This is a genomic window from Nonomuraea sp. NPDC049714, from assembly GCF_044465295.1.
Lineage (GTDB): Bacteria > Actinomycetota > Actinomycetes > Streptosporangiales > Streptosporangiaceae > Nonomuraea.
This window is the reverse complement of record NZ_JBITLM010000013.1, coordinates 81,309-93,222: the sequence shown is the minus strand read 5'-3', so window position 1 is coordinate 93,222 and position 11,914 is coordinate 81,309. Positions and strand designations below refer to the sequence as shown.

Annotated in this window: 10 protein-coding genes; 4 read left to right on the top strand and 6 right to left on the bottom strand. The window is 69.3% G+C overall.

Features of this window, described 5'->3' with window-relative positions; translation table 11 throughout:
* Nucleotides 1-19: 19 nt before the first annotated feature.
* Nucleotides 20-3,277 carry a LamG-like jellyroll fold domain-containing protein gene (locus ACIBQX_RS39000; RefSeq protein WP_397013628.1) on the bottom strand — a complete coding sequence of 1,086 codons (3,258 nt, stop codon included), beginning with the start codon at nucleotides 3,275-3,277 and terminating at the stop codon, nucleotides 20-22.
* A 296-nt stretch (nucleotides 3,278-3,573) separates the two neighbouring features.
* Nucleotides 3,574-4,116 (bottom strand): TIGR03086 family metal-binding protein, encoded by a 543-nt coding sequence (locus ACIBQX_RS38995; protein WP_397013627.1) that lies wholly within the window; start codon nucleotides 4,114-4,116, stop codon nucleotides 3,574-3,576.
* Here ACIBQX_RS38995 and ACIBQX_RS38990 point away from each other — a divergent pair.
* The 3 genes from ACIBQX_RS38990 to katG all read left to right on the top strand — a co-directional run bounded on the left by ACIBQX_RS38990 (nucleotide 4,115) and on the right by katG (nucleotide 7,935).
* Nucleotides 4,115-4,942 carry a DUF6597 domain-containing transcriptional factor gene (locus tag ACIBQX_RS38990; RefSeq protein ID WP_397013626.1) on the top strand — a complete coding sequence of 276 codons (828 nt, stop codon included), beginning with the start codon at nucleotides 4,115-4,117 and terminating at the stop codon, nucleotides 4,940-4,942. The two genes, ACIBQX_RS38995 and ACIBQX_RS38990, sit on opposite strands and share 2 nt — an antisense overlap.
* A gap of 313 nt (nucleotides 4,943-5,255) precedes the next feature.
* Nucleotides 5,256-5,693: a Fur family transcriptional regulator gene (locus ACIBQX_RS38985; protein ID WP_397013625.1), complete on the top strand. Its 438-nt coding sequence runs from the start codon at nucleotides 5,256-5,258 to the stop codon at nucleotides 5,691-5,693.
* Nucleotides 5,611-7,935: a catalase/peroxidase HPI gene (gene katG, locus ACIBQX_RS38980; protein ID WP_397013624.1), complete on the top strand. Its 2,325-nt coding sequence runs from the start codon at nucleotides 5,611-5,613 to the stop codon at nucleotides 7,933-7,935. Before ACIBQX_RS38985 ends, katG begins: the two co-directional genes overlap by 83 nt.
* 46 nt (nucleotides 7,936-7,981) lie before the next feature.
* Here the strand turns inward: katG and ACIBQX_RS38975 are convergent, their stop codons facing one another.
* Nucleotides 7,982-8,326: a hypothetical protein gene (locus ACIBQX_RS38975; protein WP_397013623.1), complete on the bottom strand. Its 345-nt coding sequence runs from the start codon at nucleotides 8,324-8,326 to the stop codon at nucleotides 7,982-7,984.
* 52 nt (nucleotides 8,327-8,378) lie between these two features.
* Nucleotides 8,379-8,855: a hypothetical protein gene (locus ACIBQX_RS38970; protein ID WP_397013622.1), complete on the bottom strand. Its 477-nt coding sequence runs from the start codon at nucleotides 8,853-8,855 to the stop codon at nucleotides 8,379-8,381.
* A 207-nt stretch (nucleotides 8,856-9,062) separates the two neighbouring features.
* Here ACIBQX_RS38970 and ACIBQX_RS38965 point away from each other — a divergent pair, with 207 nt between their 5' ends.
* Nucleotides 9,063-10,286, top strand: coding sequence for a leucine-rich repeat domain-containing protein (locus ACIBQX_RS38965; protein WP_397013621.1), 1,224 nt, complete (start codon nucleotides 9,063-9,065; stop codon nucleotides 10,284-10,286).
* Nucleotides 10,287-10,298: 12 nt separating this feature from the next.
* Here ACIBQX_RS38965 and ACIBQX_RS38960 read toward each other — a convergent pair whose 3' ends face one another.
* Complete coding sequence (locus ACIBQX_RS38960) at nucleotides 10,299-10,775, bottom strand: hypothetical protein (RefSeq protein ID WP_397013620.1); 477 nt, start codon at nucleotides 10,773-10,775, stop codon at nucleotides 10,299-10,301.
* Between the two features lie 82 nt (nucleotides 10,776-10,857).
* Nucleotides 10,858-11,787 carry a type II CAAX prenyl endopeptidase Rce1 family protein gene (locus tag ACIBQX_RS38955; protein WP_397013618.1) on the bottom strand — a complete coding sequence of 310 codons (930 nt, stop codon included), beginning with the start codon at nucleotides 11,785-11,787 and terminating at the stop codon, nucleotides 10,858-10,860.
* Nucleotides 11,788-11,914: the final 127 nt, after the last annotated feature.

Here is an 11,914-nt window from a genome sequence, read left to right as displayed (position 1 = left end):
GGCTCCGCCGGTGGGAGGGTCATTCGGCGGCGAGCCGGGCGACGTTCTCGTCGCTCAACGCGCCCTGATAGGTGCGTACGTCATCGACGATCCCGGGCCATTGCCCGGTGACCGCCCCGTCGTGCAGGGCCCGGCCGAGTTGCAGCGGCCCGGTGGAGTTCCAGTTGCTCAGGTGGTCCACTTCGGTGGTGGCGACGAGCTGCCCGCCCACATAGACGCGCAGCTTCTTGGCGAGCGCGTCGTACACGCCCGCGACGTGCGCCCATTCCATGGCGAACGGGACGGTGTCGGAGTGGGTGCGGGTCACCGGAGCGCCGTCCGCGTCGGTGTCCGCCATGCCGAAGGACCAGCGCGGCCCCTGCGCGGCGTAGCCGAGCGTGAAGCCGCTGGCCCGGTTCCCGTTCTGGGCCACCGCGGCCGCGTCGGCCGCCGGCAGCGAGTCGAGCTGCACCCACGCCGTGACGGTGAAGCTGTCGTCCGTGCGCATCGCCGGCCCCGGCGCCTGCGCGTGGCCGGTGGTTCCGTCGAGCGCGAGCGCCCCGTCGAGCCAGCCGTCCGTCCACGAGGCTCCGGGGCCGAGGGTGAGCGGGCCGGTGCGGTTCGCCGCGTCGGCGGCGGCCGTGCCGGTCTCCTCGTCCAGCCGCCAGTGGCCGGTGAGCGTGGCCGCGTGGTTGACCAGCATGACCACCTCCTCATCGGCCAGCGCCCGGTCGTGCACCCGGACCTCGTCCACCTCGCCCGGCCACGGGTCGGTCTGCCTGCCCTGGTAGAGGGCCTGCCCGAACTGCACCGCCGTCGCCGGTCCCGCCCCTCCGTGGTACGCCACCGGCCCGCCGGCGAGCCGGCCGTTCACGTACAGGAACATCGACCGGGTGGCGGAGTCGTACACGCCCGCCAGGTGTGTCCACTCGCCCGCGACGGGGACGATCGCGGGGTTGTCCACCCAGACGGTCCGGGAGGTGCCGCCGGGGTTGTTCATCATGAACGTCCACGACTTGACGCTGCCGTGATATCCGAGCCAGAAGCCGCTGTTGTCCTGCCCGGCCTGGCTCACCGCGGCGGCGTTGCCCGCCGGCAGCGACGACAGCCGCACCCACGCCGAGACCGCGACGTTCTGCTCGGTCGGCGCGACGCCCGCGGAGGTCGTGGCGTGCTGGCCCGCGCCGGCGAAGCGCAGCGCCTTGCCGGCCCGGCCCTCGCTCCAGGTGGCGCCGCCGAGCGCCGCCGGGTGGGAGCCCGCCTCGTCGCCCGCGGTCACGCCGGAGCCCTCGTCGAGCCGCCAGTAGCCCACCGGGCCGGTGCCGGGGCGCACGTTGAACACGTAGCTGCGGATCGGGCCCTGCTTGCCGGCGGCGTCCTTGCTGCGCACCGACAGCACGTTCGGGCCCTCCTCCAGCGGGGTGAGCCGGATCGTCGCCGAGCCACCGGCCGTGTCGGCGCGCACCTCGGTGGCCGGGTTGGTGTTGAGCCCATAGAGGAACGAGGTCACGTCGGGCACGCCGTTCGCGCCGAAGGTGAACTCCCCGGCACGGCCCAGCCCCTCACCCCACAGGTTCTCCGGGTACTGCTGCGAGGTCACGGTGGCCTCGCTGCCCGGAGCGGTCATGTCCACCCCGATCTCGCAGTACGGGCTCCACGCGCTGTTCGCCTTCCCGTCCTCGCCGCGCACCCGCCACTTGATCACCGAGCCGTCGGCGAACGCCCCGGCGGGGACACTGGCGGTGAACGCGTTGCCCGAAGCCGCGGCGGCGGTGACGAACTCGCCCACCTTGGTGGTGTCCGCGTACCACTCGAAGCGACCCTTGACCGTGTTGTCGCCGTCGCGCAGTTTGGCCCACAGCTTCGGCGTCGCCGTCCCGGCCAGCGGCCGGCCGTCGCCCGAGACGCACGGGCCGCCCGGGTCGGACCAGACATCGGCGGTCAGGGGGGCGGTGGGGATGGTGTTGTACTCGACGACGAGCGTGGGGTTGTTGCGGAACTTCTTCCACGCGAACGTGTCGGTCTCGCTCGTGGCCCGCAGGCCCATCGTGATGTTGGACCACTTCTTGTCCGACGCCTGGACCGCCGCCGGCGTCGCGTCGAACTCCACGCCGCCCGCCGGGCAGGACGTGCTCCAGCCCTTGGCGACGTTCTCGGTGTCCAGCTTCGTGGCCCAGGACGGCTGGTTGCTCCAGGTGGTGGATTTGCTGATGGCACCGGTCAGCCACAGCTCCACCGGCTTCTTGGTGCACGACCACGCCCACGTCTCGTACATGCGCAGGGTCGCCTTGATGATCTGCTTGCCGTGGATGGCGCTGCCGGTGTTCATCTGGAAGAACGACCGGTTCGTCCCTCCGGTGTCGTTCTCGTGCCCGACCCGGGCCACGTCGCTGGAGTTGAGGTAGTTGGTGGACGGGTACTTCTTCCAGACCGAGGTCCAGGCGCCGCGCGCCGCCGACACCGAGGGGTCGAGGTAGACCGGGTACTTCGTGGCCGGGTCGGCCAGCATGGCCTTGTCAGGGGTGAGCGTCAGGTCCTCGCCGGAGATCTTCAGGCCCATCGCCTCGTGCCGGGAGCCCGGGTTCGGCCCCTCACCCGGACGGTTGGCCAGGGCGATCCGGCTGCCCTTCGCGTCGGCGGGCGAGCCCCACATCAGCGGCGTGGGCGCGGCGAACACCTGCGCGCCCGACCGGTCCACGGCCTGCATGCCGCCGCCCTGCTCCTGCTTGATGGAAACGTTTTCTGTAGTGAGCGCAAAACGAAGCCGGTCGAGGCGGCCGTTCAACGCGGCTTGCCTGTTCTTCACGACGAGCACGTGCGAGAAGCCGTCCACATCGGCCGTCACCTGCAGGTCCACGTCGGGGAGCACGTCGGCGTAGGTGGCGGTGGCGCCGTCGAGGACGGGCTCCGGCAGCCCGCCCGGCCAGCTCAGCGCCAGCGACTTGCCGCCCCGCGCGACCTTCGCCATCGGGGCGTCGCCGCCGCCGGAGAAGCTCAGGTCCACGGCGGTGGCGGCGGGCGCGACCGAGCCGTCGGGCAGGCGGTGCAGCGTGGTGTCGACCGGGGTCCATCGGCCCTGCTTGCGCACCCGGATCGGGCGGGCGTTCTGCTCCAGTACGAGGTTGCCCTCCGAGGTGGCGTAGACGGTGCGGGTCTCGGTGCGCAGTGAGCCCACCTCGACGCGATCGCCCTGCTGCGCGGCCGCAGCCAGGGCGCCCTGCTCGGTGGCGGTGTCCGGTGGGGCCTGCTGGGCGGACGGCTCGTCGGCGAGCGCCGGGGGCGTCACCAGGCTGGACAAGAGAAAAGCAGCCGCGGCGGCGACTGCTGTAAGGGCTCTTGGGGGAAGGGGGGATAAGCCTGCGAAGCGGCGGCGTGGCGGCGTGGCCATGCGCTTGACTTGAGCCATCATGCCTCCGAGGACGCTGTGTAAACCGGAGATTCTTGCGCAAGTGTGCATGTGGCCGTCGCGGTGATCAAGGGCTAGATCACGATATGTAGAGATCTTCCAGAAAGACCCGATTTCTCGGTAAATATCGCCATAGGCCGCCCTATGGGCTGATTGCGGGGGTTGTCCGGTCTTGCCGGGCAGGATGATCAGGGGGTCCAGGCCGGATCCCGGCCGACGATGCCGAGGAGGCGGTCGAGCTCAGGGGCGTCGTCCGGCACCGCCACCGGCGGCCCGAAAGCGCCGCGCTGCCTGCCCATCTCCGCCATCTGACCGGTGAACTCCAGCGCCCGCGAGACCGCCTCAGGCTCCGGCTCGTACGGCTGGCCCGTGGCCCTGGCCAGCTCCCAGCCGTGCACGACCAGGTCGACGAGGTACATGTGACCCAGTGTGGCCATCGGCAGGCCCATGCCGGGGCTGGTCCCCTCCCACGCCTCGGGCCGTGACCAGGTGGCGAGGGTGCGCTCCGCCCGTTCGGGGAAGTCGCCGGCGTACGGCCCCTGCTCGACGCGCGGCCCCATCCGGCCCAGCGACTCGAACAGATCCGCCACCCATTCCAGGTGGTGGATCAGCTCCTTGACGTCGAACTTCGCGCACGGCGTCGGCGTCCCGAACTGCTCCTCACGCACCCCGCGCACCACGTGAGAGGTGCGTTCGGTGGCGCGCGCCATCAGCGGCATCATGTCATCCATGGCAGCCATGGTGTCCCGCCTGCCCGAAGGGCGGCTTGTAGAAACGCGACAGCGCGGCTGGGTCGACCCGTACGCCGGACTGGCGGCCTTCGACTACGCCCGCCACACACCCTCACCCGAGATCTCCGCATTCGTGAACCACTTCTGGGTCGTCACCTGGACCGATCTCGCCGAGCCGTACGAACAGCGCATCGTCTCCCACCCCACGGTCAACATGACCATCACTTCCGACTTCCACCGGATCGCGGGCGTGATCAGAGGCGGTTTCTCCTACACGATGCGGGGCAGCGGCCGCGCGCTCGGCACCCGCTTCCGCCCCGGCGGCTTCCGCCCGTTCCTGCGCCGCCCCGTCTCCGAGCTGACCGGCGGCTTCGTGGAGATCAGCGACATGTACGGCGCAGCGGGCGCGGCCATGGTCGACCAGGTCCTGGCCGAGTCCGATCCCCGTGCCGCCGTCGCGCGCGTCGAGATGTTCCTGCGGAGCCTGGAGCCGCGGCCGGATCCGCTGGTCGAGGAGGCCGAGGCGCTGGTCGCGCTGGTGGAGAGCGACGTGTCCATGACCAGGGTCGACCAGCTGGCCGCCCGATCGGGACGGTCGGTGCGCTCGTTGCAGCGACTGTTCCGGGATTATGTCGGCATCGGCCCCAAGTGGGTGATCCGCCGCTTCCGGCTGTACGAGGCCGCGGAGCGGGTCTACGAGGGCCTCGACCTCGCCACGCTGGCCACCGAGCTCGGCTACACCGACCAGGCCCACCTGACCCGCGACTTCACCGCCGCCGTCGGCACGACCCCTGCGGCGTACGCCCGGCTCCGCACCCGCGCCTGACGACGCTTCGGGGTCCACGAGAAGTACCTCGACGGTCAGTACCGCTGGCTGCAGTTCTACCTGGACCAGGGCCTGGACGCGCTGATCCCATGGGGCGTCATCAGGTGGCACGGATCAATCACAAGGCTCAGTCGGGTACGACATGCGGTCGCTGGCGCCTTACGCACCGCTGCCGGTCGGCTGGTCTCCTGGGCGATTCGAGCGGGTGATCGGCATCCAGCTCGCAGCAGGACAGACGTTGACGTAGCCTGCTCTATCCTTGGATTATTCGTTATCTTGCACCATTCACGTTTATGTAGGCAGGTGTGGCCCTATGACCGCATCCAGTACGCCGACCACCGCTGAGGAGCTGCGTGGTGCGGGCCTGCGGGTGACCGCCGCCCGTGTCGCGCTGCTCGAGACCGTCCGGAAGGGCGACCACCTCGACGTCGAGGCGCTCGCCGCCGGGGTGCGCGATCGGGTGGGCCATGTCTCCCTTCAGGCCGTCTACGAGGCCCTTCACGCACTCACCGCGGCGGGACTCGTACGGCGCATCGAGCCGGCCGGCAGCCCGGCCCGGTTCGAGGGCCGGGTCGGGGACAACCACCACCACGTCGTGTGCCGTTCGTGCGGTGTCGTCGCGGACGTCGACTGCGCGGTCGGCGAGATCCCCTGCCTGACCGCGTCCAATGACCACGGCTTCTCGATCGACGAGGCCGAGGTCATCTACTGGGGCCTGTGCCCCGCCTGTTCCACCGCCCGCAGTGCCTGAGCACCGTAAATCCCGGAAGGATTCCATGTCCGAGAACCATGATGCAATCGTCACCGACGCGAAGCAGGAGGGCGGAGGCGGCTGCCCGGTCCGCGCGCCGCACCCGACGCAGGGTGGCGGGAACCGCCAGTGGTGGCCGGAGCGGCTCAACCTGAAGGTCCTCGCCAAGAACCCGGCCGTGGCCAACCCCCTCGGTGCGGATTTCGACTACGCCGAGGCGTTCAACAGCCTGGACCTCCCCGCCGTGAAGCGGGACATCGCGGAGGTGCTGACCACCTCGCAGGACTGGTGGCCGGCCGACTACGGCCACTATGGCCCGCTCATCGTCCGGATGGCCTGGCACAGCGCGGGGACGTACCGGATCAGCGACGGCCGCGGCGGCGCAAGCGCCGGCCAGCAGCGCTTCGCCCCCCTCAACAGCTGGCCGGACAACGCGAACCTGGACAAGGCGCGCCGCCTGCTGTGGCCGGTCAAGAAGAAGTACGGCAAGAAGCTGTCCTGGGCGGACCTGCTGATCCTTTCCGGCAACGTCGCCCTGGAGACGATGGGCTTCAAGCCCTTCGGCTTCGCCGGCGGTCGTGAGGACGTCTGGGAGCCCGACGAGGACGTCTACTGGGGCCCGGAGTCCACCTGGCTCGGCGACGAGCGCTACTCCGGTGACCGGGAGCTGGAGAACCCGCTGGCCGCGGTTCAGATGGGTCTCATCTACGTGAACCCGGAGGGCCCGAACGGCAACCCGGACCCGCTCGCCTCGGCCCGCGACATCCGTGAGACGTTCCGTCGGATGGCGATGAACGACGAGGAGACGGTCGCCCTGATCGCGGGCGGTCACACGTTCGGCAAGACCCACGGCGCGGGCCCGTCGGACCACGTCGGCGACGACCCCGAGGCCGCCTCGATCGAGGAGCAGGGGCTCGGCTGGCGGAGCACGTTCGGCACCGGCAAGGGCGGCGACGCGATCACCAGCGGTCTTGAGGGTGCGTGGACGAACACCCCGGTGACCTGGGACAACAGCTTCTTCGAGATCCTGTACGGCTACGAGTGGGAGCTGTCCAAGAGCCCCGCCGGCGCACACCAGTGGAAGCCGAAGGACGGCGCGGGGGCGGGCACCGTTCCCGACGCGCACGATGCCTCGAAGAGCCACGCGCCGACGATGCTGACGACGGACCTCGCGCTCCGCGTGGACCCGATCTACGACCAGATCTCGCGGCGTTTCCTGGCGAACCCGGACGAGTTCGCGGACGCCTTCGCCCGTGCCTGGTTCAAGCTGACCCACCGCGACATGGGCCCGGCCGTACGGTACCTCGGGCCGGAGGTGCCGGCCGAGACGCTGCTGTGGCAGGACCCGCTCCCCGAGGTGACGTACGAGCTCATCGACGCGGCGGACATCGCCTCGCTCAAGGCACAGCTCCTCGCCTCGGGCCTGTCGGTCTCCCAGCTGGTGTCGACCGCGTGGGCGTCGGCGTACTCCTTCCGTGGCGGTGACAAGCGCGGCGGCGCCAACGGCGCGCGCATCCGCCTGGAGCCGCAGAACGGCTGGGAGGTCAACGACCCCGACCGGCTGGCGCTGACGCTGGGCACCCTGGAGGGCGTCCAGAAGGCCTTCAACGCCGCCCAGACCGGCGGCAAGCGCGTCTCGCTGGCCGACGTAATCGTGCTCGGTGGCTGCGCGGCCGTCGAGAAGGCCGCCAAGGACGCGGGCTTCGACCTTGAGGTGCCCTTCACGCCGGGCCGCGTGGACGCCTCGCAGGAGCAGACGGACGTGGAGTCGTTCGTCGCGCTGGAGCCGGCCTCCGACGGGTTCCGCAACTACCTCGGTAAGGGCAACCGGCTGCCGGCCGAGTTCCTGCTCATCGACCGGGCGAACCTGCTGACCCTGAGCGCTCCCGAGATGACGGTGCTCGTCGGCGGCCTCCGCGTCCTGGGCGCCACCTACCAGCAGTCGCCGCTCGGCGTCTTCACTTCGACCCCCGGGTCGCTGACCAACGACTTCTTCGTCAACCTGCTCGACCTGGGCACGACGTGGCAGGCGACGGCGGAGGACACGTTCGAGGGCCGCGACTCCGCCACCGGCGAGGTCAAGTGGACCGGCAGCCGGGTCGACCTCATCTTCGGGTCGAACTCCGAGCTGCGCGCGCTCGCGGAGGTCTACGCGAGCGACGACGCGAAGGAGAAGTTCGCCAAGGACTTCGTCGCCGCGTGGGACAAGGTGATGAACCTGGACCGGTTCGACCTCGTCTGATCATCCACTGACGTCCAGGCCGGCCGGAGCCGGTCGGCCTGGACGCTCAATAGCTTTCGCTCCACCGGTACCAGTGCCCCTGGATGTGCTCGAAGCTCGACGCCGTCGCGTCGCCGGGATCGTCGGCCGGCGGGGTCTTCGGGCTCCACACGTAGCCGTAGGGATCCACGTTGGAGTGATCGCCCAGTTTGAAGTAGACCCGGTCCCCGTCTCGATAGACGTCGTCGAAGGCGAAGCCGCCGATCTCCTGCGGATTCTCCGTCGGTCCGCCCCCCGGCCCGGCGATCCGCGCCGCCTGCTCCATGCTCTCCACGGAGCGCGCGAATCGCTCCTCATCGGCGATCCCGCAGGACGGCGACGACGCGAGGGCGGTGCCTATCAGCAACATCATCGCCCATCGCCTGCTCGGCTTCCGCGCCATGATCAGTTGTCAGGCACTCCCCCTAGCCCTCGTCGATGATGGAGACCTTCACGCGGACGGCGCCGTCGTTGTCGCCGAGGCAACCGTCGCCGTCGTTGATGCGCAGCTGCAGGAAGCCTTCCTCGCGTACCCGGAAGGTGGTCGCGCCGCCGACCTTGAAGACGTGCCCGTTGATCCTGCCGATCAGCGTGCCGTACGTGTGGCGGTTGAGGATCTTGCATCCCTGGAAGATCTCGCGGTCGATGTGCCAGGGGTACCCGCGCGAGGACACGTAGGGGAAACTGCGGTGGTCGACCGTCCACCTGCCGCCGACGTGGGCCACGCGCACGAGGTCGCCGGGCTCGACGAAGACGCCCGACCGCTGCCAACCGCTCTCGGAGCTGATCCATTTACGCTTGCCGACCTGGGTGTCCGAGGCCGAGGCGGGTCCGGCGGCGGCGAAAATGCAACTGCCGGCGGCCATCGTCGCGAGGAACAGCGTGGCGAGCTTCGATCGCATCTGGGGGTGCCCTTTCTGGACCTGTTTCGGTGCCGTGCGTACATCTGGGTTAGATGCGACCCAAGGAAGGAAGGTTCGCGGCGCTCGAAAACGCCGCGAATCGGAGGCCGGGGGGTGAGACTGGAGCCAGCGCTCGGGACGGTGAGGGCTCCTGGCGATCATTGATGAGGAAAGGGACATGTGAGGATGGGCGATACGGTTCATGAGGTGATCGCGGCCGCCCGAGCCAGTGCGGCGACGTCGCTGGATCTGTCGGGACGCGAGCTCACCCATGTGGACGATTCCGTACGGGATCTCACCGGGCTGACCCGTCTTGACCTGTCGGACAACCAGCTCACCGAGTTACCGGCCTGGCTGGGTGAGCTCACCGCGCTCACCGAGCTTTCCCTGCACGTCAACAAGTTGTCCGTGCTGCCCGGCTGGATCGGAAACCTCACCGCGCTGACCAAGCTTCGCGTGGACTGGAACCAGCTGACCGGCCTGCCGGAGGCCATGGGGAGCCTCACCGCGCTCACCAGACTCGACCTGGACGGCAACCAGCTCACCGCCCTGCCCGCCTGGATCGGGAATCTCACCGCGCTCAGCGAGCTGGACCTGGACGGCAACCAGCTGACCGGCCTGCCGGAATCCATGCGGAACCTCACCGCCCTCACCGAACTCGACCTGCGCGACAACCAGCTGACCCGCCTCCCCGACTGGATCGGCGCCTTCACCGGCCTCACCGGGCTCTACCTGAGCGGCAACCAGCTCACCGCCCTGCCGGAGTCCATGGGGAACCTCACCGCACTCACCGTGCTCGACCTCATGGGCAACGAGCTGACCCGCCTCCCCGACTGGATCGGAAACCTGACCGATCTCACCAGGCTCTACCTGAGCGACAACCAGCTCACCGCCCTACCGCAATCCATGCGGAACCTCACCGCCCTCACCATGCTCTACCTGGGCGACAACCCGCTGACCCACCTGCCCGACTGGATCGGGGACCTCACCGCGCTCACCGGGCTCTACCTGAACGACATCCGGCTGGCCGGCCTGCCCACCTGGATGGCGAACCTCTCCGCGCTCACCGAGCTCTACCTGTGCGACAACGAGCTGACCCACCTGCCCGACTGGCTGGCGGACCTCACCACGCTCACCCGGCTCAACGTGAGCGGCAACCAGCTGACCACCCTGCCGGAGTCCATGCGGAACCTCACCGCCCTCACCGAACTCGACCTGCGCGACAACCAGCTGACCGAACTGCCCGACTGGATCGGAGACCTCCCCACGCTCACCGGGCTCTACCTGAGCGGCAACCAGCTCACCAGCCTGCCGGAATCCATGGGGAACCTCACCACGCTCATCAGGCTCTACCTGGACGGCAACCAGCTGACCAGCCTGCCGAAGTCGATGGCCGACCTCACCGACCTCGAGGTGTCCGGCGCGCCGTAGTCAGGTGCGGGTTCAGTCAGGGCGGCGGGCGAGGTGCCGCTTGGAGCCTGGGGTGGTCGGTCCGAGTACGACGCCAGGCGGCAGCGGTGTCGCGGGCTTCCGGACTCTGGGGATCACCCCGACCTGATACTCGTCCTCGTAGACGAGTGTCCCGGGGTCGCTCGCGCGTACGAGATCGCACCGCACGCCGTACACCGTGAGGAGGTCGCGCAGCGGCTCCAGACGGGCGAGCATCGCGTCGGCGGCGGCGCGCTTGAACCAGGTGACCGCGCCGATGCTGTTCCCGTCCGCGTAGAACGGCGGCTCCGGTAGGTGCTCGCGGAACCAGTCGTCGATGTCGAAGTAGAGCTCCTCTTCCTCCGGCGTGAGCAGGCTCTTGCGTCGCAGGTGGTCGACGGCGACGAAGATCCCGACCTCAACCCCGACTCGGCCGATGTAGTCGGCCTGGAGTCGCAGGTAAGGAGTCCGGGCGGTAGGGCCGGCGTTCAACGAGTCTCCCGTTACGGCTGTCGACGCGGAGCGGCGTGGGACCAGTATCGGTCCCACGCCCCGCGTTGCGCACGGCTGCCGGTCAGCTCTGATGGGCGACCTCCGGGGTGGGGTCTTCGGCCGGACGGTAGCCGAGTCGGCCACGGGTCGCGACGAGCACCACGAACGCTGCTGTGGCGCCCGCGAGCAGGGTGACGTGGGACGCCTGCTCGGCGCTGGCGATCGACGGGAACATGTCCGAGTAGACGACCGACATGAAGTTGTTGACGCTGACGTGCAGCAGCATGATCAGCGGCAGGCTCTGGCCGGTCCGGTTGAACACCCACGTGACGACCACGCTGAAGGCGACGCAGAAGGCGACGAACTCGCCGACCCTCATCCAGGTGACGTCCGGCCAGCCGCCCCACTCGCTCAGGAACAGCGGCATGTGCCACAGGCCCCACAGCGGGCCGAGGATGAGGGTGCCGCCCAGCGGGCCGAACTTACGCTGCATGCGGGGCAGGGCGAAGTCACGCCAGCCGGGCTCTTCGGCCAGACCCGTGGTGACCATCTGGATCACCAGGCTCGGCAGGTAGGCCACCAGCACCATGGTGGACGGCATGTGGACGTCTCCGTCGGACACCGCGACACCGGTGACGATGATGGCGGCGGGCACGCCGAGCCCGGCCACGAGATACCAGACCCAGCTGACCCGCCACTTCGTCATCCGCCTGAGCCAGCGGCGGATGCCTTCCCTGCCGTCCGCGACCGCGGTCACGATGAACGCGGCGAGAATGGGGCCGAGATAGGCGCCGGGGAGAACGCCGAGCAATTGCGTGCCGCCGAGCAGCTGAGGAAAGGTGAAATCTAATACCCCCAGGCCGGTCGCCGAAAGAATATAAGGCACCCAGGCGGCCCAGCTCATCACATTGGCCAGGACGAAGAAACTGATGAGCGGACGGCGGCGGATGAACCCCCGAATCCCGGTCTGACGTGAATCCTGCTCGGCGCCCGGTGGGCTGTTGACTGTCATTTCGATTTCCCTCGGAAGGAGCGTTTGACTGACAGTGATCAGCACACCACTCGCGCCCCTCCCAGTCGCTCCCGCGTGCACTCCAATCGAGGTATAGCCAGGGGTACCGGCGTCCTCGTTCCCTCCG

Bases quoted from the DNA above. Each gene is read 5' to 3' on its own strand.
- ACIBQX_RS38990 (WP_397013626.1), top strand. From the start codon at position 4,115: ATGGCAGCCATGGTGTCCCGCCTGCCCGAAGGGCGGCTTGTAGAAACG.
- ACIBQX_RS38995 (WP_397013627.1), bottom strand. From the start codon at position 4,116: ATGGATGACATGATGCCGCTGATGGCGCGCGCCACCGAACGCACCTCT.
- ACIBQX_RS38985 (WP_397013625.1), top strand. From the start codon at position 5,256: ATGACCGCATCCAGTACGCCGACCACCGCTGAGGAGCTGCGTGGTGCG.
- katG (WP_397013624.1), top strand. From the start codon at position 5,611: ATGACCACGGCTTCTCGATCGACGAGGCCGAGGTCATCTACTGGGGCC.
- ACIBQX_RS38975 (WP_397013623.1), bottom strand. From the start codon at position 8,326: ATGATGTTGCTGATAGGCACCGCCCTCGCGTCGTCGCCGTCCTGCGGG.
- ACIBQX_RS38970 (WP_397013622.1), bottom strand. From the start codon at position 8,855: ATGCGATCGAAGCTCGCCACGCTGTTCCTCGCGACGATGGCCGCCGGC.
- ACIBQX_RS38955 (WP_397013618.1), bottom strand. From the start codon at position 11,787: ATGACAGTCAACAGCCCACCGGGCGCCGAGCAGGATTCACGTCAGACC.